At 55.7% G+C, this 21,107-nt stretch carries 20 protein-coding genes; 1 reads left to right on the top strand and 19 read right to left on the bottom strand.

What is annotated here, in order from left to right:
• Positions 1-116: 116 nt before the first annotated feature.
• The 4 genes from recG to sciP all read right to left on the bottom strand — a co-directional run bounded on the left by recG (position 117) and on the right by sciP (position 5,543).
• On the bottom strand, positions 117-2,207 hold the full coding sequence (recG, locus tag AVO44_RS00445) for an ATP-dependent DNA helicase RecG (RefSeq protein ID WP_068331176.1): 2,091 nt from the start codon (positions 2,205-2,207) through the stop codon (positions 117-119).
• Positions 2,204-4,330 carry an NAD-dependent DNA ligase LigA gene (ligA, locus tag AVO44_RS00440; protein ID WP_068331175.1) on the bottom strand — a complete coding sequence of 709 codons (2,127 nt, stop codon included), beginning with the start codon at positions 4,328-4,330 and terminating at the stop codon, positions 2,204-2,206. The genes recG and ligA overlap by 4 nt, the downstream gene beginning before the upstream one ends.
• 119 nt (positions 4,331-4,449) lie before the next feature.
• A complete protein-coding gene (gene ctrA, locus AVO44_RS00435; protein ID WP_068331173.1) occupies positions 4,450-5,166 on the bottom strand; it encodes a response regulator transcription factor CtrA in 717 nt (238 codons plus the stop codon).
• Between the two features lie 83 nt (positions 5,167-5,249).
• A complete protein-coding gene (gene sciP, locus AVO44_RS00430; protein WP_068332545.1) occupies positions 5,250-5,543 on the bottom strand; it encodes a CtrA inhibitor SciP in 294 nt (97 codons plus the stop codon).
• A 129-nt stretch (positions 5,544-5,672) separates the two neighbouring features.
• Between sciP and mnmA the strand changes: the two genes are divergently transcribed.
• A complete protein-coding gene (gene mnmA, locus AVO44_RS00425) occupies positions 5,673-6,818 on the top strand; it encodes a tRNA 2-thiouridine(34) synthase MnmA (RefSeq protein WP_068331171.1) in 1,146 nt (381 codons plus the stop codon).
• Here the strand turns inward: mnmA and AVO44_RS00420 are convergent.
• From AVO44_RS00420 to AVO44_RS00355, 15 genes are all read right to left on the bottom strand, one after another.
• Positions 6,815-7,396, bottom strand: a complete 582-nt coding sequence (locus AVO44_RS00420) for a cadmium resistance transporter (RefSeq protein ID WP_068331169.1) — start codon at positions 7,394-7,396, stop codon at positions 6,815-6,817. The genes mnmA and AVO44_RS00420 overlap by 4 nt on opposite strands.
• The gene (lpxB, locus tag AVO44_RS00415; RefSeq protein WP_068331167.1) at positions 7,396-8,553 is read right to left on the bottom strand and encodes a lipid-A-disaccharide synthase; all 1,158 of its coding nucleotides are present in this window, start codon (positions 8,551-8,553) and stop codon (positions 7,396-7,398) included. The genes AVO44_RS00420 and lpxB overlap by 1 nt, the downstream gene beginning before the upstream one ends.
• Complete coding sequence (locus AVO44_RS00410) at positions 8,553-9,347, bottom strand: LpxI family protein (protein ID WP_068331165.1); 795 nt, start codon at positions 9,345-9,347, stop codon at positions 8,553-8,555. The genes lpxB and AVO44_RS00410 overlap by 1 nt, the downstream gene beginning before the upstream one ends.
• Before the next feature lie 4 nt (positions 9,348-9,351).
• A complete protein-coding gene (lpxA, locus tag AVO44_RS00405) occupies positions 9,352-10,137 on the bottom strand; it encodes an acyl-ACP--UDP-N-acetylglucosamine O-acyltransferase (RefSeq protein WP_068331162.1) in 786 nt (261 codons plus the stop codon).
• Positions 10,134-10,607: a 3-hydroxyacyl-ACP dehydratase FabZ gene (fabZ, locus tag AVO44_RS00400; protein ID WP_068331160.1), complete on the bottom strand. Its 474-nt coding sequence runs from the start codon at positions 10,605-10,607 to the stop codon at positions 10,134-10,136. Before fabZ ends, lpxA begins: the two co-directional genes overlap by 4 nt.
• Before the next feature lie 72 nt (positions 10,608-10,679).
• A complete protein-coding gene (locus AVO44_RS00395; protein ID WP_068332543.1) occupies positions 10,680-11,240 on the bottom strand; it encodes an OmpH/Skp family outer membrane protein in 561 nt (186 codons plus the stop codon).
• 30 nt (positions 11,241-11,270) lie between these two features.
• Positions 11,271-13,631 (bottom strand): outer membrane protein assembly factor BamA, encoded by a 2,361-nt coding sequence (bamA, locus tag AVO44_RS00390; RefSeq protein ID WP_068331158.1) that lies wholly within the window; start codon positions 13,629-13,631, stop codon positions 11,271-11,273.
• A 127-nt stretch (positions 13,632-13,758) separates the two neighbouring features.
• Entirely contained in the window at positions 13,759-13,887 is a 129-nt protein-coding gene (locus AVO44_RS21670) for a hypothetical protein (RefSeq protein ID WP_263618870.1), read from the bottom strand.
• An 89-nt stretch (positions 13,888-13,976) separates the two neighbouring features.
• Positions 13,977-15,329 (bottom strand): RIP metalloprotease RseP, encoded by a 1,353-nt coding sequence (gene rseP, locus AVO44_RS00385; protein WP_068331157.1) that lies wholly within the window; start codon positions 15,327-15,329, stop codon positions 13,977-13,979.
• A 4-nt stretch (positions 15,330-15,333) separates the two neighbouring features.
• Positions 15,334-16,506, bottom strand: coding sequence for a 1-deoxy-D-xylulose-5-phosphate reductoisomerase (gene dxr / locus AVO44_RS00380; protein ID WP_068331155.1), 1,173 nt, complete (start codon positions 16,504-16,506; stop codon positions 15,334-15,336).
• The gene (locus AVO44_RS00375) at positions 16,506-17,288 is read right to left on the bottom strand and encodes a phosphatidate cytidylyltransferase (RefSeq protein WP_068331153.1); all 783 of its coding nucleotides are present in this window, start codon (positions 17,286-17,288) and stop codon (positions 16,506-16,508) included. The genes dxr and AVO44_RS00375 overlap by 1 nt, the downstream gene beginning before the upstream one ends.
• Positions 17,285-18,010 carry a polyprenyl diphosphate synthase gene (gene uppS / locus AVO44_RS00370; RefSeq protein ID WP_068331151.1) on the bottom strand — a complete coding sequence of 242 codons (726 nt, stop codon included), beginning with the start codon at positions 18,008-18,010 and terminating at the stop codon, positions 17,285-17,287. The genes AVO44_RS00375 and uppS overlap by 4 nt, the downstream gene beginning before the upstream one ends.
• A gap of 9 nt (positions 18,011-18,019) precedes the next feature.
• The gene (gene frr / locus AVO44_RS00365) at positions 18,020-18,583 is read right to left on the bottom strand and encodes a ribosome recycling factor (RefSeq protein WP_068331148.1); all 564 of its coding nucleotides are present in this window, start codon (positions 18,581-18,583) and stop codon (positions 18,020-18,022) included.
• A gap of 185 nt (positions 18,584-18,768) precedes the next feature.
• Complete coding sequence (acuI, locus tag AVO44_RS00360) at positions 18,769-19,764, bottom strand: acryloyl-CoA reductase (RefSeq protein ID WP_068331146.1); 996 nt, start codon at positions 19,762-19,764, stop codon at positions 18,769-18,771.
• Positions 19,765-19,865: 101 nt separating this feature from the next.
• A complete protein-coding gene (locus AVO44_RS00355; protein ID WP_068331143.1) occupies positions 19,866-20,969 on the bottom strand; it encodes a dimethylsulfoniopropionate demethylase in 1,104 nt (367 codons plus the stop codon).
• Positions 20,970-21,107 lie beyond the last annotated feature (138 nt).

Raw genomic sequence — 21,107 nt, 5'->3', positions numbered from 1 at the left:
GGTCAGCATGGTCTCACCTCTGGATAGCATCCTTGTGTTGATCTTTTGTTCTCATATTTTGGCGAGTCGGTAAAGAACTTTTTAGGAACAAATGTGAACAAATTAGAACGAAAACTTTAACCTACTGATATTAAACGGATTGCCTGATCCTGCTTCATGAGCCACAGAAGAACGCGCGCGGCCTGTGCCCGGTCAGACCGCAGCGACGGGTCAGCGGTCAACAATGCACGGGCATCGGTTTGGGCAGTAGCCATAAGCCCGGCCTGACGTTCAAGGTCAGCGATCCGAAATTTTGGTAATCCGGATTGGGCCGTTCCGATCAAATCGCCTGCGCCGCGCATCTGAAGGTCGGTCTCGGAAATCCGAAATCCGTCCTCGGTTTCGCGTAAAACTTCCAGCCTTTTTCGGCCACCCTCGCTGAGCGGAGGTTGATACATCATAAGGCAGGTCGAATCCGCCTGACCACGTCCGACGCGACCGCGCAATTGGTGCAGTTGCGCCAACCCGAAAATCTCGGCCCGCTCGATGACCATGATGGATGCGTTGGGAACATTGACCCCAACCTCGATCACGGTCGTGGCGACCAACACCTTTGTCTTCCCCTCTTGAAAGGCCTTCATGGCGGCGTCTTTTTCAGCTGCCGGCATCTGGCCGTGCACCAAACCAACCGTTCCTTCGCCAAGAATGGCCCGTAAACGCTTGAACCTTTCCTCAGCCGCCGTCAAATCTGAAACTTCCGACTCGTCGACCAGCGGGCAAACCCAATAGCATTGGCGTCCTTCAGCGATCGCGCGGCGCAGATGCGAAACAACCTCATCCATGCGTTCGGTGCTCACGATTGCCGTCTTGACGGGTTTCCGTCCGGGCGGCTTTTCGTCCAACACAGATACGTCCATATCGCCGTATTGCGCCAATGCCAGGCTGCGCGGGATCGGAGTGGCCGTCATCACCAATACGTCCGCGCCCTGCCCTTTCTCGGACAGTTCCATCCGTTGACGCACGCCGAACCTGTGCTGCTCGTCAACAATTGCCAAACGCAGCGCTTTGAACTCCACATCATTTTGAAATACGGCATGTGTGCCGACCAGAATTTGAATGTCGCCGCTTTTCAAAGCCGCCAGTTTGGCGCGACGTTCTGCGCTTTTGTCGCGTCCAGTCAGGATTTCCAGAACAATGCCTGCGTCTTCGGCCAAGGGGCGCAGACCTTCCAAGTGTTGGCGTGCAAGAATCTCGGTTGGTGCCATCATGACACCCTGCCCGCCCGCTTCGACGGCGATAAGCAAGGCCATGAACGCCACGAGTGTTTTTCCTGCGCCTACATCACCTTGCAACAAACGGTTCATCCGAGCATCCGACGCCATGTCGCTTGCGATGTCATCAATGGCCCGAAGTTGAGCGCCGGTTGGTTTGTACGGCAGACTGGCCAGAACTTTGCTTTGCAAAACACCTGTACCAACACTCGCAATGCCACGCGCTTTCCGCTCGCGCTGCCGAGCTAGCGCCAGCGTCAATTGATGTGCGAAAAGCTCGTCATACGCCAAACGTTCCCGCGCCGGGGCATGGGCTGCTACATCATCGGCCCCTTGCGGATTGTGGGCCGCAGCAACGGCCGCTGCCCAATCGGGCCACCCTTGTTTTGCGATCAAAGCCGTATCAATCCATTCATTTAGAACAGGCGCGCGCGCCAAGGCGCTACGGGCGGCTTTGTAAGCCGTCTTTTGCGTGATCCCCTGGGTCAGATGGTATACGGGTTCAAACTCTGGGATGTCCTTGGCGTCTTCTAACGGCAGCATGTAATCAGGATGGACCATCTGCGCCATCCCGTCGAACAGTTCAAGCTTGCCCGAGATGACACGACGCGCCCCCTGCGGAAGAACCTTTTTCAGGTACTCTCCGCGTGCATGGAAAAAGACCAATTGGAAATCTGCCTGGCTATCCTCGACGTGAACCCTGTAGGCTCCACCCTTGTTGCGGGGTGGCCGATGGACGCCGACAGTCACCTCGACCGTCAGCGTGGCAGGAAGATCAACATCCCGGATCGTGTCGCGACGGCGGCGGTCGATCACGGCGTATGGCAGGTTGAATAGAATGTCACGCGGGGACTCCGTCCCCGCTTGTATCAAGATTTGAGCTGTCTTTGGCCCGACCCCATCCAGAGTTTCCAAGCTGGCAAACAGCGGGAACAAGCTTTCCGGGCGACCACTCATGCAGAACCGATCAGCTGCAGCCAACCATCCTCGTCCAGTGTTTCAATACCAAGATCAGCGGCTTTTTTCGCCTTTGAGCCTGCACCAGGGCCCGCCACCAGAAGATCGGTCTTTTTGCTGACAGACCCCGACACCTTGGCGCCAAGTGCCTCGGCCCTGGCCTTGGCTTCGGCGCGGGTCATCTTTTCCAATGTCCCGGTGAAAACGACAGTCTTCCCAGCGACTGGGCTGCCAGCAGTATCTGGCCGTTTGGCGGCTTGCACGTCCAACTGAGCGACCAGAGCATCTATGCTGGCCCGCTCTGCGTCTTGCGCAAATGCCGACACAAGCGCCCGGGCCATGACTTCACCAACTCCATCTACGCTGAGCAGGTCATCCCACTCTGGCCCATTGAAATCTGCCGCCGCGGTAATCGCACGTTTGAATTCGGACCAGCTGCCATAATGGGTCGCGATTAGGTTTGACGCCGCCTCGCCCATATGCCGAATACCCAACGCAAACAGCAGCCGACCAAACGGAATTTGGCGTTTTTCGTCAATCGCCTCCCAGAGGTTCCTGGCGCTCTGCGCACCCCAGCCTTTTCGATTGGCCAGTTTTGTCAAATTTGCACTGTCTCGGTCATGAAGGGTAAATATATCTACCGGAGTTTTAATCGGAAGATCAGGGTCGCTGTAGAACATTTCGATCTGCTTGGCACCCAGACCTTCGATATCAAACGCCTTGCGAGAAACGAAATGTTTCAATTTTTCAATTGCTTGTGCAGGACAAATCACACCGCCCGTACAGCGGCGCACGGCGTCACCTTCTTCGCGGATGGCATCGCTGCCGCATTCAGGGCAGGTCGTGGGAAATTCGAAAGAAGTGGCACCCTCTGGCCGTTTTGAAATGTCCACATCCGAGATTTTAGGAATTACATCGCCCGCGCGGTAAACCTGAACCCAATCACCTACCCGAATATCCTTGCCGTCTCGGATGATGCCGCCCTTGGCGTCCCGACCCGCGATGTAGTCTTCGTTGTGCAATGTGGCATTTGAAACAACCACTCCGCCCACCGTGACCGGGTGCAACCGGGCAACTGGGCTAAGCGCACCTGTGCGCCCCACCTGAATGTCGATCGCTTCCAGACGGGTCCAGGCAAGCTGAGCCGGAAATTTATGCGCAATCGCCCAACGGGGGGTCGTGGAGCGGAACCCGAGCCGACCCTGCAAGGACAGGTCGTTTACCTTATAAACAACTCCGTCAATGTCATAGCCGAGCGTGGATCGCTGGATCTCGATATCGCGGTAGTGCTCTAGCATCTGAGCTGTTGTTTCGCAGAGCCTTGTCAACGGATTCGTAGCAAACCCCAGATCGTGCAGCCGCTCAATTGCAGACATCTGCGTGGTTGCCAACGGTTCCGACAATTCCCCCCAAGCATAGGCAAAGAATTTCAGAGGGCGCGCGCGTGTGACGGACGCATCCAGTTGGCGCAATGAACCCGCGGCCGCGTTTCTTGGATTGGCAAAGGTCTTTTCACCGGCGTCTTCCTGCGATGCATTCAGTCTTTCGAAGTCTTCATGCGACATGTAGACCTCACCCCGGACTTCCAGCACTTTCGGCGCGTTTTCCAGAAGCTGCGGAATATCTGAAATCGTCCGGGCGTTTGCTGTGACGTTTTCCCCTACCTCTCCGTCGCCGCGTGTGGCAGCCTGCACTAGCTTGCCATTTTCATATCGCAATGAAAGGGACAGGCCGTCGATTTTGGGTTCTGCAGTAAACGACAGCGGTGTTGCAGCATCCAGCCCAAGGTACTTTCGGACAGATCGGTCAAAATCCTGAATGTCTTCATCGTCGAACGCATTACCCAGCGACATCATTCGAACCGCATGGGTTACTTTCGAAAACCCTCCAGCGGGTCGCGCTCCGATCTGGTCCGAGGGACTGTCGGTGCGTTTCAGATTCGGAAACCTTGCCTCAATCTCAGCATTTCGACGCTTGAGCGCGTCGTAGGCTGCATCAGATATCTCTGGCGCGTCTTCGCCGTGATAGAGTTTGTCTGCTCGCAACAATTGCGCTGCCAATTGCGCTAACTCTTCGCGGGCGGCCTCCTCAGTCAGGTCAGCTACCGGAATCAATTTACTCATGGCCTCGCCCTGTCACGTCATCTTGGGCCTCAGTGATAGGGCGAGGTCATGGCCAGGTCCAGATGCGCTGTATAGTCAGCGCGCAGGATCACCCCGGACTTTGGGCGACTGTGTTCTGTTCACGCCCCTACAGCCATCCGCGTTTCATCAACGGTTTTGCTTTGCGGATCACGCAGGACATATCCGCGGCCCCAAACAGTCTCGATATAGTTATCACCGCCTGTCGCGTTGCTAAGCTTCTTGCGCAGCTTGCAAATGAAAACGTCGATGATCTTCAACTCGGGCTCATCCATGCCGCCATACAGGTGGTTCAGGAACATCTCTTTAGTCAGCGTAGTGCCTTTCCGCAGGCTTAGCAGCTCGAGCATCTGGTATTCTTTACCTGTCAGACGAACCGTTTTTCCTTCCACTTCAACTGTCTTGGCGTCCAGGTTCACAGCGACCCGGCCAGTGTGGATGATGGATTGCGAATGCCCCTTTGATCGCCGAATAATGGCGTGAATCCGGGCCACCAATTCCTCACGATGGAATGGTTTGGTCATGTAGTCATCCGCACCAAAGCCAAACCCTTTGATCTTGTTCTCAGTATCATCCGCGCCGGACAAAATCAGAATTGGCGTCTCGACACGGGCGATGCGCAGCTGACGCAGCACTTCGTGACCGTTCATGTCCGGAAGGTTCAAATCCAGCAGGATCAGATCATAGTCATAGAGTTTCGCAAGATCGATGCCTTCCTCACCCAGGTCCGTTGCGTAGACATTTAGGTTTGCATGCGTCAGCATCAATTCAATGCTTTTTGACGTGGTTGGATCATCCTCGACAAGAAGAATTCGCATTCACCGCTCCAATTCGGGTCAATTTACCAATTTCAAATTCACCCTGCTCAAAAATGGTTAATCTGACGTTACCGTTGAAACCCTTATTCACTTTCGCCTTTAAGTTGTCGATATTTTTTTAGTGCGGTGACCTTCAAAGCGTCAGTTCCGTGTTCGGCGACCGCTTTTACCCATGAATTGAATTCTTCATCACTTAATCCATATCGCTTTTTAGCGTCGGAGAGTGTTATCAGCCCGTACAATACGCCGCGCACCACGATCACTTTCCGCGACGCAACCCAGCGCGTCGTGTTTTCTGGTGGTAAATCTGCACGCGATAAAATTGAACCATCCGGAAGGGTTACAGATCTGGGACCCTCGACTTTCTGTAATAGCATTTTTCGACCCTCTTCGTGCTGCAGCAAGGCTGACACCAGCGTACTTAATGACGAGTGAAACCGCCCCTTGAGAGTGTGTAGAATTTTCCTATATTCTGCCGGTCTTTCTTAACCCGTATTGGAATCGTCATGGCCCTGGATACCGAGACACCGCTGAACTCGCTTGGCTTTGCCAAACCCCCGTCGGAAACGCGTGTGGTTGTGGCTATGTCCGGTGGCGTGGACAGTTCTGTCGTAGCCGCTTATCTCGCGGATCAGGGCTATGATGTGGTGGGCGTGACGCTGCAACTTTACGATCACGGTGCAGCATTGGCCAAGAAAGGTGCCTGTTGCGCGGGCATCGATATTCACGATGCACGTCGCGTGGCTGAAGAGCGCGGGTTCCCTCACTACGTGTTGGATTACGAGAACATCTTCAAGGACGCTGTGATAGATGAGTTTGCCGACAGCTATCTGGCGGGCGCAACTCCTGTGCCCTGTATCCGCTGCAACGAACGGGTGAAGTTCAAGGATCTGTTGGAGACCGCGAAGGATCTTGAGGCCGACTGCATGGCCACTGGTCACTATATTCAACGAAAGATGGGGCCAAACGGGCCAGAATTGCACAGGGCCGAGGACGCAAATCGCGATCAGTCGTATTTTCTGTTCTCAACCACGCCCGATCAGTTGGATTTTCTTCGGTTCCCGCTGGGCCACCTGCCCTCGAAGGATGCGACGCGCGAGATGGCCGCGCAATACGGGTTGGCGGTGGCCGACAAACCCGACAGTCAGGACATTTGTTTTGTGCCTAACGGGAATTACGCCAGCGTAATCGAAAAGCTGCGCCCCGGCGCGGCCGAACCGGGTGAGATTGTCCACGCAGATGGACGCGTCTTGGCGCAACATGATGGTGTGATCCATTACACCATTGGACAGCGACGCGGACTGGGTATTGGTGGCCTCTGTGAGCCCCTGTACGTCGTCAAGTTGGACGTCGACAAGAAACAGGTGGTTGTCGGACCTAAAGAGATGCTTTCCACCCGAACCGTCCCGGTCCGCGAAATCAATTGGTTGGGGGATGCGCCCTTTACCTCGCAAGAGGAATGGCATGTTTCGGTCAAGGTGCGATCAACGCGTCCACCGCAAGAGGCAATCATTCGTCCACTGAGCGATACAACGGCTGAGATCGAATTGCTAACGCCCGAGGAAGGTGTTTCACCGGGTCAAGCCTGTGTATTCTATGCCTCTGAAGGCAGCCGCATTTTTGGCGGCGGTTGGATCTGGCGCGGATACTAGACCGCGTCCGTCCATGAGTTGCTGAGGATATACAGGCCAGCGCAAATCATCACATACGGCACAAGGTTTTCCAGTCGATTGGCGAAAGAGCCGCTCATAAATGGGACTTTTGATCCAAGCAGAGCGATCAACGCAAGACAGCATGCGGCCAGCCCTGCGCCAGCAACGCCTGCGGTGCGGTAATTCGGTGCCGAATCCGCCAGCAGGGGTGCCAGAATTGCAAACGTGTCCACCGAAAGGCTGAGAAACAGCAGTGTGGTCACGAGGATGGATGCTCCGTTTTGAAGCTTGGGATTGGCATCGTCATCGGTTTCACGCCTTTTTCGGATCAAGGTTAAAACACCCAAACCCAGTGGGATCAGACCCAAATATCCCGCCCCTCGCGGCACCACATCAGCGACCCCAAAGGCTAGCAAGAGCGCTGAGCAGATTATGATCACCTGTGCCAATAGGAAGCCAAAGACTGACCGCTTCGCTCCGGCCACCAATGAAAGCGCAAGCAGTGCTGCAAGGTTGTCCAGATTGGTCAGAATCTGAGCCATAAAGACCGACAGGCCAAACGCCACGAAATCCAGCACTAAGACTTCATCCTTGCCAAAACCGCGCGCGCTGCGCGCAGGCCGGGGGCCTCACCCCCGTGTCCCAACCGTTCCATCGTTGTCGCCATCGCCTTACGTTGAGCATCCGGAGAGGCCGAGACCTGCTCCAGTGCCGCAGCAATTGTTTCCGGCTGGCAGTCATCCAGCAGACATTCAGGCACGGTCCGGGTTTCTGAAACAAGATTGACCAGAGTCACCGTATCCAGCTTGACCATTCGTTCGGCTATCTTCTGGGTCAGCCAACTAAGCCTGTAAGCGATCACCATCGGCGTGGCTTGTGCGGCCAGTTCCAACGAAACGGTTCCCGAGGCCGCCAACGCCAGTTCAGCCGCTGCAAAAGCAGCCCGCTTTTCTTTCACCGCCTGATCCGAAGCCATTCCGCGCGGGTCAAGAACGACTGGATTCCCGGGCCAGGCGCGCACATGCTCAGCCACGGCATCGACCATATGCGCAACGGCGGGTACTACGACCCGAGCGTCGGGCCTGTTTTTCAGGTACAGCCGCAATGCGTCGCCAAAGACCGGTGCAAGGCGATCAATCTCTCCGCCGCGCGAACCCGGCAGGGCGAGGATAAGAGGGGCAGCCCCAAGGCTATAGGCGTCTCGAAACTCCTGAATATTCGCTTCTGAGGCTACCGGCTCGCTGGCGACTGGATGGCCGACAAAATCACACTCCATGCCCGCGCGTTCCATATAGGGTGGCTCGAACGGCAAGAGCGCCAAAACATGATCAATCACTTTCGCCATCTTGTCGGCGCGTCCGGGTCGCCAGGCCCACACACTGGGGGCAACGTAGTGCACCGTTCTGATCTTGCTTTGCGCCTTGACGATCTTCGCGACGCGCAGCGAGAAATCAGGACTGTCGATTGTGATCAACACGTCGGGCCGCGTGTCCAGAACGGCTTGGGCCGTCTCGGCAATGCGACGTTTCAGGTGGAAATATTTCGGCAGAACCTCGACCAGACCCATCACCGAGAGTTCGGCCATCGGAAAGCGGCTGTCCAAACCCTGTGCCTGCATCAATGGGCCGCCTACCCCGTCAAACTGAATATCGGGGACCAGACTGTGTAGCCCTTCCATCAATGCACCGCCCAACCGATCGCCCGAAGGTTCGCCGGCGACCAGAAACACCCGCATCAACTGGCCCGCTCGCGCACGTGGAGGAAAAGGCCAAGGCGGTTGCACTCATCAATGACCCGATCCCGCTGCAATACGATTACGCCGCCTTTTTCAACGATGATGCCAGCCAAACCGGCAGCCACGGCACTCGAAACAGTACCTGGTCCGATGGTCGGCAAATCAGCACGGCGATCCTGATCGGGCTTTGGGGCTTTGAACAAAATACCCCCGCCTGCGTCGGGTCGTTGCGTCAAGGATTGCAACATCCAATCGGTCCCAAAGATGCTCTCAACAGCTAGTGCCTGCCCCTTTAACACCGCGCAGGCCTGTCCGATATCCGCCGCTCCCATGGCGCGCAGAATACTTGCCGCCCTGTCCGCATCGGACAGATCAACCTCGGACGGCTGAGCCTCGGTCAGGCACCCCAGCGGGGGCAGCAAAGCTGGCGCGATCTGATGCGCGGCGCGTACGGTTAGACCGGAGTCTTCGAAAAGTCCGATTACCGCGCGCAATGCGCCGTCATCCCCAGACATCATCGCCTGTTGAAGCACAGGGACCAAAGGCATCGTGGCCGCGTCAATCCGCGCTGGATCAATGGCCGGACGACGGACGGCGCCAGCCATGCAAATCTCAGTGACACTCCGGGCTTTGAGGTCCGCGATAAAACTCCCCAAATGCTCCAACGGAAAGACGATATCCGTGCTTAAGCTGTCAGGTGCGAACCCCTCCATCGCGCAGATCAAGGGACGCTCGGAGAGGCAATCAACCACCTCACCCGGCAATGCACCAGTTCCGGCAATCAGCGCCAGCATCGGCCTACTTCCTTGGTGTCAGAAATGAGCGATCCGACTCACCAGTCACAAAATCCACGATGCGCTGGACATATTCGCTCTGGTTGTCTTGGCCGAGTCGATGGGCCCGCTCCATGAACGTACCTTCTCCGTCAGACAATTCCCGGAAGGCCGCGCGCAATGCCGCGATATCCTCGCGCGACACCCCTTTTCGTTTCAAACCGACAAGGTTCAGCCCGTCCAGTTCACCCCGTGGTGCCTGTACCAGACCGTATGGGATAACATCATTGGCCACCATGGTGAGCGCACCAATAATCGCGCCACGGCCCACGCGCACCCACTGATGCAAGCCTGAAATGCCGCCGACAATAACGTCATCTTCGATAATGCAGTGCCCTGCGGCACCAGCGTGATTGACCATGATCACCCGGTTTCCAATCTGAACGTCGTGCGCCACATGCACACCCGCCATCAACAGGCAATCATCACCAATCCGGGTTACACCGCCGCCGCCTTCTGTACCGGTGTTTACCGTGACATGCTCACGAATGCGGTTGCGCTTGCCAATTCGCAGACGCGTATCCTCACCGCCGAACTTCAGATCCTGCGGAACTTCTCCGATCACCGAGAAATTGAAGATAACGGTTTCGTCACCGATGGATGTGTCGCCCGTCACCACGACATGAGATTTCAGCTCGACACGGTCGCCCAGCTTAACCTGCGCGCCGATATGGCAGAAAGGTCCGACGATGCAGCCCTCACCGATTTGCGCACCGTCTTCAATGATTGCGCTGGGGTGAATGCCGCTCATGTTGTTTTTTCCATGTCCCAGTCGACATAGGCCGAGAATTCAGCCTCGGTCGCGACTTCACCATCCACCGTCGCACGACCGCTGAACTTGAAGATTTTGCCACCCTTCTTGCCCCGCACGGTCTCAACGTGCATCTCAAGCACGTCACCTGGGATTACTTTTCTGCGGAATTTGCACTTGTCGATGTTCATGAAATAAATCAACAACTCGCTATCGATGACATCCATGCCTACGCCCAGCATCACGCCTGCGGTCTGTGCCATCGCCTCGACAATGGTGACGCCCGGCATGATCGGAGTGCCCGGAAAGTGGCCTTGGAAATGCGGCTCGTTCATCGTGACGTTCTTGATGCCAACGGCCGACTGATAGCCCGAGATATCAACAACCTTGTCGACCAGCAGAAACGGATAGCGGTGCGGCAAGATCCGCTGTATCAGCTGAATATCGGCGCTCTTGGTTTCCGTGCTCATAGTGGTGTTGTCCCGTACTGGTTTTCTGTTTGCCGCGTGGTTAGCAATACCGCGCCCCAAGGGCAAGCAAACCTATTCACTAGCCCCGGATTCAACGGCGCGACCGTCGCCAATTACCGCATCTATCCGGGCAATTGCCGCATCCGTGATGTCAGTACGGTCCGAACTCAGGAAGACGCTTGAACGTTCAATGATGATCGCGGCCCCGGATTCGCGCAACAGATCGATCAAAACAGGCCGCACCAGTACGAGGAACCTTTGCCGGGCGTCCTCGCCACGGCGGGCTAACGCGTCTAGTTTTGCCCTCTGGCCCTCTCGATGCGACTGGACCTTTTCGTCAAAAGCATCAGCCAGAGGACGAAACTCCTCAGCCGTCATTGTCGCGCGCTGCTCCGTCAGAACCTTTTCCTCGTGGCTGAGTTCCGCCACGATGCGTTCGTTCTCTTCCCCTAGCAGTATGCCTTCAACTTCGATCTCACGCAGGACCCGCTTGCCAAAGGCAGACTCGGCGAACAAGCGTTCGCTTGACAGTGTTACGACACTGCTTTCAGGCACCCCCAGCTGCTGAGATACCGCAGTATCGGCGGCAAACAGGGCTAAAAAAACACACAGGGCCCGCAACGGGCCCTGCATTTTGATGACAACATCCTTCAACATGCAGGATTAGAACCGGGCCTGAACCGTCAGGTCAAAGTTCTGCTCTTTGTCGAAGTCCTCTTTCTTGAGCGCATGCGAGAAGTTAAAGCGCAGCGGACCAAAGGGGGTTTCCCAAAGAACAGAGACGCCGATCACGTGACGGATCGAACCATCCTCACCGACGATATCGCCACCGGCCGTGTTGACGTCGTTGAGGTTGTAGAGGTTGCCGAAGTCATAGAACACCCCGCCGCGCAGGCCCAATTCCTCGGGCAGGCCCAGCGGAAAGTCTGATTCAAGGCGTGCAACCCAGTAATAGTTGCCCCCGATCGCATCATCCTGACCATTCGACAGGTCACGCGGACCGATACCCGCGGGCTCGAAGCCACGGAAGACACTCGGCCCCAGAACAAAGCGGTCGATGGTTCGGCTGAAGTCATCGCCTCTCCAGTGCAAGGCGCCAACTTCGAGTGTCGCGCGCAGCACAACCTCTTCGTTCCAAACTCGGGTTTGCGCAATACCGCGCGCAGTCGTCTTGTAGAACTCGTTGTCGCCGCCAAGTCCGGCTGCATCAATACCGGCCTCGAACAGAACACCTGCGTTGGGGTTCAGACCGCCAAGCCGGCTGTCATAGATGTATGAGATACCCAATGAGCTGGTCGTACGTTCGCCCTGCGCAATGTCCGAAGCAATGACCGCACCGTTGATCTCGTCATCCTGTTGCGTCATCTCGCTACGGTCCCAGTTGTAGCGCAGTCGCAGTGCTGACAACTCACCGATGGCATAGCTTAGCTGAGGACGGAAAAACAGTGTCTCGGTGTCGTAGCTGGCAAAGCTTGAATTTGTTGTCGACAGACCCAAGCCCAGATCGAACCGCAGCTTGCGACCCAACAGATAGGGTTCGGAAAAGTTCAGCGTATATTGCTCGGCGTCCTGTGCCGTCGAAAGACTGACGCCCACAGTTTGCCCACGTCCCAGGAAGTTGGATTCGCTCAGCCCAATGGCAACACCAAAACCGTCCGAGACCGAGTAACTACCACCAAGGCTCAACGAACCGGTGGGTTGCTCTTCCACGTCGACGTCAACGATAACTTGACTGGGCGACGACCCCTCGCGCGGTTCAACATCGGCGACCGCGAAGAAGCCTAAGGCGCGAATACGCTCAGCAGCCTGGCGAATTTCACGCGGGTTGAACGGGTCTCCTTCAACCGTATCAAACTGACGACGGATCACACGGTCAAGCGTGGTTGTGTTGCCTTCAATGTCGATCCTCTCAACAAAGATTCGTGGACCCTTTGTCAGAACAAACTGAACATCCAGCGTCAGATCGCGTGCATTGCGCGTCACGCGCGGTTCGACCCGCAGAAAGTCAACGCCCTGCTTGATTCCAAGACGCTCCATGCGGGCGATCGAGTTCTCAACCAGCGACGGCGTATAAGTTACACCCGGGCGGATTTTCAACGCATCTTGATACGCCGCTGGATCTACACCGGGGATTTCACTAACCGTGCTGATCTGGCCGAACGAAAACTTTTGACCCTCGGTGATGTTCATCACCAGGAAGAAAGCGTCACGCTCTTGGGTGAATTCAACATTCGCGCTGTTTACGCGGAAATCGACGTAGCCACGCGAAAGATAGAAATCGCGAATAACCTGTTTATCGAATTCGATCCGGTCAGCAATGAAGGTGTCACTGCTGATAAACGTCCGCAAAAAGTTAGCTTGTTTGGTCTCCAGAACGCGGCGCAAGCGGCGATCAGAATATGCACGGTTGCCTACAAAGCTGACTCGCTCGACCTCAATCGTTGTGCCTTCCGCAACCTCAAAAACCAGATCGACCCGGTTATCGCTCCGGCGAATGATGCGAGGAATGACCGTCGCCGACACCCGCCCCTGGGACGAGTAGATTTCGGCAATCAGGTCGGCGTCAGCCTCGGCCACTTGCGGAGTGAATACTCGGCGCGGTTCCGATGAGATTGCCTCAAGCAATACATCGTCTTTCACACGGCGATTTCCCTCGACGCTGATCTGGTTGATCGTCGGATACTCTTCAACCGCAATTACCAGAGTATTGCCGCGTGGTGTTAATTCGACTGTTTCAAAAACACCACTGTCAAGCAAACGCTGATAGGCATCGTTCAATTCACCGGCAGTAACTGACTGGCCCGGTTCGATCCCTGTACGCGCGATAATAGTAGAGCTTTCGATGCGCTGATTTCCCTCGACATCAAACGAATTGATGACGAAGTTTTGCGCCCACGCGACCTGTGGAACCGGTACAAAACCCAACAATGTCAGAAGAAATATTAATGTTAGTGACCGCCACAAAATCTTGTTTTCGGGCTTTTGTCCCCCGCAGGATGTGCCCGCGCCTCGCCTATCAGTCATTTTTTCACTACCCAATATTTTTGGACTTTAATGCTGAGTAGCGAGAATATTTATACTTGTCAAAAGACCAAAACAGAAAGCAGGCGCAAGGGGAGACGTAAGTTGCTTTTACGAAACGTAAAAAGAATCACATTGTGATCAGATAGGCCCAGCCGAACATCGCAATTGCGGTCGCACCGAAGAACAGCAGTGTATCCCAGTTCAAAACGAACAGGCACCAAAAGCTGTTGGCAGATTTGCGCAGGGCCTTTGTCATCACAACCTCAGAAACGGATCAATTCCGGGCAAAAGCCTATGCAAGTATTGGGGCGAAATTGCGGCATTAAAGTGCCGCAATCTCCACAATCAGCAGAACAGATCGTTGGACACCGAGAAGATCATAAGACCAAGGATCAGCGATACCCCTACCCCCATCAGAACGCGAAGCGCCCCATCACTGGGCGGTTTGCCAGCCACGGCCTCATACGCATAGAACACCAGATGTCCGCCATCCAGGGCTGGAATCGGAAACAGGTTCAACAGCCCGACTGCGGTCGAGAGCACCGCAATGAAGAAGATAAAGTTTTGCGCACCTTGGCTCGCCATTGCGCCCGAAGTTTCCGCGATGCCAATAGGACCCGATATGTTGCAGGTGCTGATCGCCCCAGTCACCATGTGCCAGATACCGGAAAGCGACCCGTCAACTATGCGCAAGGTCTGCTGGACACCACCTGAAAGCGAAGCCAGAACGCCTGCCGGTTCGGTCGCCGGGTCAATAACCATACCACCGACAATTCCGATACGCCAATGGGTTACAAACCCACCCTCAGGTTGTGGTTCGTCCGTGCGACGCGGCGCGAGTGCGAATTCCAACTCCGCACCATCGCGCCAAACGTCAAGCAACAGAACTTTTCCGTCAGAACCCTCAACATGCTCTTTCAACTGTTCAAACGCGTAAATTGGTTCACCGTTGACGGCTGTAATCACATCTCCGGGTTTAAGATCGATGTCCATCGCTGCACTGCGTGGAATAACCTGTTGGATCAGCGCAGGAAACAGCCAAGGGCCTGAGACGTCCAGCGTCTGCCCGTTGCGGACCACTGTGTAATCCAGCTCAGGTTCTACAGGCAAAGCATCGGTAAAGTCAGACCATGCCCCTTCCTGACCGAACTCTGGCACTGGAAGCCCTGCGATGGCTACGATCTCGTCACCGTCTTGCAACTCCTGAACCGCGCCCGGCATCGGGTGCAACTCACCTACTGTCAAAGGTTCACGCGTCACACCTTGGTACATGAAGATCAGACCGAAAACGATTATGGACATTGCAAAATTGAAAACCGGACCTGCGGCGACTGTAGCCGCTCTTGCCCATAAAGGTGCACCGTGCATGGTGCGGCGCAATTCTTCGGGGCTTCGTTCCGTGATCGTTTGCATCGCTGCTGAGTCTTTGCCCGACGCAGCGTTGGAATCTCCCAGAAACTTGACATAGCCGCCAAACGGTAGTGCAGCGACTTGCCAGCGAGTTCCGCGCTTATCGACACGACTCCAGAGCACTGGGCCGAACCCGACCGAGAATACCTCGGCATGTATGCCAGACCAGCGCCCCACTATGTAGTGACCATATTCATGCACTGCCACGATGACAGACAGGGCCACCACAAAGGCAACGATGGTATAAAGTAAGTTGCCAAATTGAGGAATCAGAGAGAGTACGTCCAAGTTTCTATCCTGCTTTCTGAATTGCGGCTTCGCTGGCCCACTTACGTGCCAGATGGTCCGCTTGCAGTACGTTATCAAGGTTTAATTCGGCATCAAGAAGGCCATTTGACGTTTCAAACCTGTTCAAAACAGATTCAACAATCTCTGCCATCTCAAGAAAACCAACCTGCCGGGCGATAAAAAGGTCCAGTGCGCGTTCCTTGGCGGCGTTGAACACCGTACCGGAAAGGCCACCGCGTTCCATGACATTGCGGGCAAGGCGCAGCGCCGGGTAACGATCTTCGTCCGGTTCCTGAAAGCTCAGCTGTCCCAGCTTGGCGAGGTTCAACCGCTCAACGGGCAATTCTTGCCGTTCCGGCCAATGTAACGCATAGCCGATGGCATGACGCATATCCGGCGCGCCCATATGCGCCATGACGGCCCCGTCTTTGAACCCGACGAGTGAATGCACGATGGACTCAGGATGAATCAACACTTCGATTTGATCCGGAGAAGCCCCGAAGAATTCTTTAGTTTCAATAAGCTCTAACGCCTTGTTGAACATCGATGCGCTGTCGATTGTAATGCGTTGCCCCATGTCCCAATTCGGATGACTTGAGGCTTGTTCAACAGTGGCGTTGGCCAGATCACGCAGCGGCCAGTCGCGGAAGGCGCCCCCGCTAGCTGTGATAATGATCCGCTCAACGGTCTCGATATCCTCGCCAACCAGAGCCTGAAATACGGCGGAATGTTCGCTGTCTACTGGCAAAAGGCGGGCGTTGTGCCTCTTGGCTGTTTCCAACACCAAAGCCCCGGCGCAGACCAATGTTTCCTTGTTCGCCAGGGCCAGCGTCGCACCTTGCTTCAATGCCTCTAGCCCCGGTTGCAACCCGGCTGCTCCGACGATGGCGGACATGACCCAATCCGCAGATCGCGTAGCGGCTTCGGTTAGCGCCGCCTGCCCCGCCGCAGCCTCAACACCGCTCCCGGACAGCGCTGCACGCAGGTCTTCCAACTTATCTTCATAGGCGGTTACGGCCACATCCGCATTCAGACGACGCGCGTCTTTGGCCAGTTTCTCAATATTCGCCCCACCTGTCAGCGCAACGACGTTATAGGCTGACGGTTGCCTGTCTATCAGGTCAATGGTGTTCTGCCCGATCGAGCCGGTCGCGCCAAAAATAGAGATTTTGCGCATCACATACCCCCGGGGGAATAGATCATACCCGCAATCAGAACAAACAGAGCGGCCCCCATCATACCATCGAACCGATCCAGAAACCCGCCATGTCCTGGGATCAGGTTCGAGCTGTCCTTCACGCCGAATTTGCGCTTTGTCGCACTTTCGACGATGTCCCCCGCCTGGCTGGCCATGGATGCCAGAACCGTGATGACGATGAACATGAACCCAAAACCGGCATGAAGAGCGAACACGAACCCTACCACCGCTGCTGCGGCCCATCCACCTGCGGTGCCAGACCACGTTTTCTTTGGGCTGACTCTCGGCCAGAATTTCGGTCCACCAAACGTCTTGCCCACGAAATAGCCCGCGACGTCCGTCGCAACCACAACTGAGATTAACCAGATCATCCAGCCAAAACCCATCGTCTCGCGGATTGAGATAAAGCCCAGACCAGACGCGGCAATCCACATGGCAAACAGAGCGTAGGTCAGTTTCGAGTGACCGACCTGTCCCGCGCCGACCAAGGCAGGGGCCAGCAGGATCGGTATTTTGTAAATCGGAGGCACATGGTAGCTGAGCAGAACCGCGACTCCGGTTAGTATCCCTAACTGAACCCGAGCAGCTGATTTGTCAGGATCAACCATTCGCACCAATTCCCAGGTCATCAGGCCGCAGGCGATTGCGATGAAGGTTTCAAACCAAAACCCGCCCAACCAAACCTCGACCGAGCCGATGGCGACAAGCACGGCAGCTGAGACGATGCGGGTGGTAAGATCAGACCATCGGCCGTCACTCATGCCGGAACCGCCCCAAACCGGCGTTCGCGACCGCCGAAGTTTCGGCACAAACCTTCAAACTCGGCGGCAGTGAAATCCGGCCACAGTGTGTCGACAAATTCGTATTCGGAATATGCCGATTGCCACAGCAGAAAATTCGAAATTCGCGCCTCACCACTTGTACGGATAACCAGATCCGGATCCGGAAGAACACGTGTATCCAGATACTTAGGCAGAGTTTCTTCATCCACATCGTCGGGGTGCAAACGGCCTTCTGCTACGTCGCGCGCCAACCGCTTCGTTGCTCTGGCCACTTCGTCCCGGCCGCCATAGTTTAGCGCAACCGTCAAGTGGACCAAATCATTGTCCTTTGTTTCTTCTTCCAGCGTATCCATCAGGGCGGTCAACTTGGCATCCAGCCGGACCCGATCTCCGATAAACCGAACGCGAATTCCGTTTTCCTTAAGGGTCTGGGTTTCTTTAATGATATAGCGCCGAAACAGGCTCATGAGTCCGGCAACCTCGGCCTGAGTCCGTTTCCAATTCTCAGTCGAAAAGGCGAAAACCGTCAGGTATTTGACCCCAAGACCTGGGCAGGCTTCAACCACTTCGCGCACGCGCCGTGCGCCCGCGTGGTGTCCAAACAACCTTGGCCGGCCGCGCGCCTGCGCCCATCGGCCGTTTCCGTCCATAATGATGGCGACGTGGCGCGGCCCAGCCAGGGTATGTGGAGGGTTGAACATAGCGCGGCGTCAGACCTGCATGATCTCGGCCTGCTTGGTCTCAAGCGCGGCATCAACGGTTTTGATCATCTCATCGGTCAGATCCTGAACTTCGGTTTCCCAGAATTTCTGGTCGTCCTCGGACATTCCGTCGGCTTTGGCCTTTTTGATCTGATCCATTCCGTCGCGACGCACATTGCGGATGGAAACACGGGCGTGCTCGGCATATTGCCCTGCAACCTTGCCCAGTTCGCGGCGACGCTCTTCGTTCAGTTCCGGGATCGGGAGCATGATGATCGTGCCGTTCAACTGCGGGTTAATTCCCAAACCACTTTCACGAATTGCCTTCTCAACCTTGCCGACAAGACCCTTGTCCCAAACATTCACCGTGACCATACGAGGTTCGGGGACATTGACCGTTCCAACCTGATTGATCGGGGTCATCGCGCCGTAGGCGTCTACCATAACCGGTTCAAGCATCGAGGCTGATGCCCGCCCGGTCCGAAGCGAGGCGAATTCGGTTCTGAGGTTTGCCATGGCGCCTTCCATGCGCCGTTTAAGATCGTCGGTGTCCAGTTCAAAATCGTCAGACATGCTGCTCACTCCCCGTCTTCAGGTCCTGTTTGCATGGCTCATAAGCCATCGCAGTTGGGATGTATAGCAATGATGATGTGGAAATGCGCCAATGACCAGAGGAGTTTCCGGCTTTTTCAGGACGTTTCTAACAAGAAAAGACCGGTCAGCACGCGGGCCAACCGGTCTGATAGAACAGTTTTTGATCAGGCGTTTACGTCGACAACAACGCGCCCCTTTACCTTACCCTTGAGAATATCCGCGCCCAATTGTGGCAGGTCCTTAAGGGTTGCTGGGTGCACCATCGCGTCCAACTTGTCCATCGGCAGGTCAGTTGCAATACGTTGCCACGCCCGCAGACGGTTTTCGTAAGGCTGCATCACGCTGTCGATGCCCAGCAAATTTACCCCGCGCAGCAAGAATGGGATAACGGTTGCAGGCAGTGCCGCACCACCCGCCAGACCAACCGCCGCGACAGACGCCCCATACTTCATCTGTCCCAGAACGCGCGCCAGCATCTCACCACCAACGGCGTCGACACATCCGGCCCAGGTTTCGCTTTCCAGAGGGCGCTTGGTTGTCTCGTTCAACTCCTCGCGGTGGACAATGGTCGTGGCGCCCAGAGATTTCAGATACTCCCCGGTTTCCGGCCGTCCGGTCACTGCTGCAACCTCATACCCCAGATTGGCCAGAATAGCCGTCGCGACCGAGCCGACACCACCCGCAGCGCCAGTCACCAGAACCGGTCCGTGGTCGGTTTTCATTCCGTGATCCTCAAGCGCCATAACCGCCAACATCGCGGTGAATCCGGCTGTACCCACAGCCATCGCCTGTCGCGTATCAAGACCATCTGGCAAAGGCACCAACCATTCAGCCAGGGCATTGGCTTTTTGCGAATAGCCACCCCAATGAGCCTCGCCTACACGCCAGCCCGTCAAGACCACCTTGTCACCCGCCTTGTAGCGATCATCCGACGACGCCTCGACCGTTCCAGCGTAGTCAATTCCGGGCACATGCGGGTATTTCCGCACCAGTCCACCGCCTTTCGGCGACAAACAAAGGCCGTCCTTGTAATTCACTGTCGAATACTCGACCGCGATGGTGACTTCACCATGGGGCAGATCATCCGAAGACAACTGCTTTATCGCCGGGCTGGCGAGTCCACTCTCTTCGTCTTTCTCCATAACCAATGCGTTAAACATCGCTTTTCCTCTCGTTTCCGTGCTCTTAGGCCTTATAGCTCATCCAGCGTTAACTTCTTGCATGATCTGCGAAGCGACACAGATACAGTTTCGTCTTGCCATCAGATCCAGAACCGTTCCTGTACAGTGGCACTACGCATGCCGTCCGGTGTTTCAACCTCAACCACTGTCCCGGCGTCCCAATGGCTGAGCCGCAACATGCCAATCGAAACATTTGTTTCGAAGTCCGGGGACCAAGCGGCAGATGTCACCTGCCCAACACGTTTTCCATTCGCGAGCACGGGCCACGGCCGATCACAGGGTGGTACGGCATCGCCGGCGATTGCAATGGGACGAATCTGTTGCACCGGGCCTTCTTTAGCCACGCGCAACAACGCATCCCGCCCGATGCAGCCAATGGCTGTGTGCGTATTGCAGAACTTACCCAGTCCACATTCATGCGGAGTGTTATTGTCCGTCATATCGTTTCCATAAGACAGCAGCCCACCCTCAATCCTTTCAATCAGATTGGGGCAGCCCGCACGCACCTGCAGGTCTTCACCTGCCGCAAAGAGCGCGTTCCACAACGGCATACCAATATCCGAGCCTTCGACGTAAATCTCGAACCCGCCTTGCTTGGAGTACCCCGATCTCGCCACCGCCAGATCCCGGCCTTCAAACTGGAACATATCAAACTTGAAAAACCTGATATCGCGCACCCTGTCTCCGAAAACCCGCGACATCAATTCATCCGCTTTTGGTCCTTGGACAGCGAGTGGTGATACGTCCGGTTCATCCACCAGAACATCCAAGCGATATCCGTTGGCAATTCCTTTAACCCAGAGCAGCAAGTCACTGTCTGCAATGGAAATCCACCAACGATCATCCGAAAGTTTGACGGCCACAGGGTCATTCAGCATACCACCCGTTTCATCAACAATCGGAACATAGAAGCACTGCCCCGGTAGCATCCCCCGCAGATCGCGCGGGGTTAGCATTTGCATCAAACGAGCGGCGTCCGGACCACGCAGTTCGACCTGCCTTTCGCAGGACACATCCCACACTTGAACGTGGCTTTTGAGGTGGCGATAGTCCGCCTCAATGCTTTCGAAAACGGTGGGCAGCAACATACGATTATATACCGTATATCCTTTTACGCCCGCGGCCTCGACCCCATCTGAGAACGGAGTGCGGCGCAATCGACGGGACAGGGAAATCTGTGCCATTCAAACCTCCAGAGGCAAAAATACCGAATTGCGAACAGGTGTTGTACGTCTTGTTCCGCTCAGTCTCTGATGCTGTCGGTCCCACCAACGGCATTGTCGGACAAACACGTCGCTGTTGTTTAACGGTAGACGCACATT

This window comes from Ruegeria profundi, assembly GCF_001507545.1.
In the GTDB taxonomy this organism is placed as follows: domain Bacteria; phylum Pseudomonadota; class Alphaproteobacteria; order Rhodobacterales; family Rhodobacteraceae; genus Ruegeria; species Ruegeria profundi.
This window is presented reverse-complemented; position numbering and strand designations above follow the sequence as displayed.

Coding starts and splice junctions, on each gene's coding strand:
- recG (WP_068331176.1), bottom strand. CDS start 2,207: ATGAGTGGTCGCCCGGAAAGCTTGTTCCCGCTGTTTGCCAGCTTGGAA.
- ligA (WP_068331175.1), bottom strand. CDS start 4,330: ATGAGTAAATTGATTCCGGTAGCTGACCTGACTGAGGAGGCCGCCCGC.
- ctrA (WP_068331173.1), bottom strand. CDS start 5,166: ATGCGAATTCTTCTTGTCGAGGATGATCCAACCACGTCAAAAAGCATT.
- sciP (WP_068332545.1), bottom strand. CDS start 5,543: ATGCTATTACAGAAAGTCGAGGGTCCCAGATCTGTAACCCTTCCGGAT.
- mnmA (WP_068331171.1), top strand. CDS start 5,673: ATGGCCCTGGATACCGAGACACCGCTGAACTCGCTTGGCTTTGCCAAA.
- lpxB (WP_068331167.1), bottom strand. CDS start 8,553: ATGCGGGTGTTTCTGGTCGCCGGCGAACCTTCGGGCGATCGGTTGGGC.
- AVO44_RS00410 (WP_068331165.1), bottom strand. CDS start 9,347: ATGCTGGCGCTGATTGCCGGAACTGGTGCATTGCCGGGTGAGGTGGTT.
- lpxA (WP_068331162.1), bottom strand. CDS start 10,137: ATGAGCGGCATTCACCCCAGCGCAATCATTGAAGACGGTGCGCAAATC.
- fabZ (WP_068331160.1), bottom strand. CDS start 10,607: ATGAGCACGGAAACCAAGAGCGCCGATATTCAGCTGATACAGCGGATC.
- AVO44_RS00395 (WP_068332543.1), bottom strand. CDS start 11,240: ATGCAGGGCCCGTTGCGGGCCCTGTGTGTTTTTTTAGCCCTGTTTGCC.
- bamA (WP_068331158.1), bottom strand. CDS start 13,631: ATGACTGATAGGCGAGGCGCGGGCACATCCTGCGGGGGACAAAAGCCC.
- AVO44_RS21670 (WP_263618870.1), bottom strand. CDS start 13,887: ATGACAAAGGCCCTGCGCAAATCTGCCAACAGCTTTTGGTGCCTGTTC.
- dxr (WP_068331155.1), bottom strand. CDS start 16,506: ATGCGCAAAATCTCTATTTTTGGCGCGACCGGCTCGATCGGGCAGAAC.
- AVO44_RS00375 (WP_068331153.1), bottom strand. CDS start 17,288: ATGAGTGACGGCCGATGGTCTGATCTTACCACCCGCATCGTCTCAGCT.
- uppS (WP_068331151.1), bottom strand. CDS start 18,010: ATGTTCAACCCTCCACATACCCTGGCTGGGCCGCGCCACGTCGCCATC.
- frr (WP_068331148.1), bottom strand. CDS start 18,583: ATGTCTGACGATTTTGAACTGGACACCGACGATCTTAAACGGCGCATG.
- acuI (WP_068331146.1), bottom strand. CDS start 19,764: ATGTTTAACGCATTGGTTATGGAGAAAGACGAAGAGAGTGGACTCGCC.
- AVO44_RS00355 (WP_068331143.1), bottom strand. CDS start 20,969: ATGGCACAGATTTCCCTGTCCCGTCGATTGCGCCGCACTCCGTTCTCA.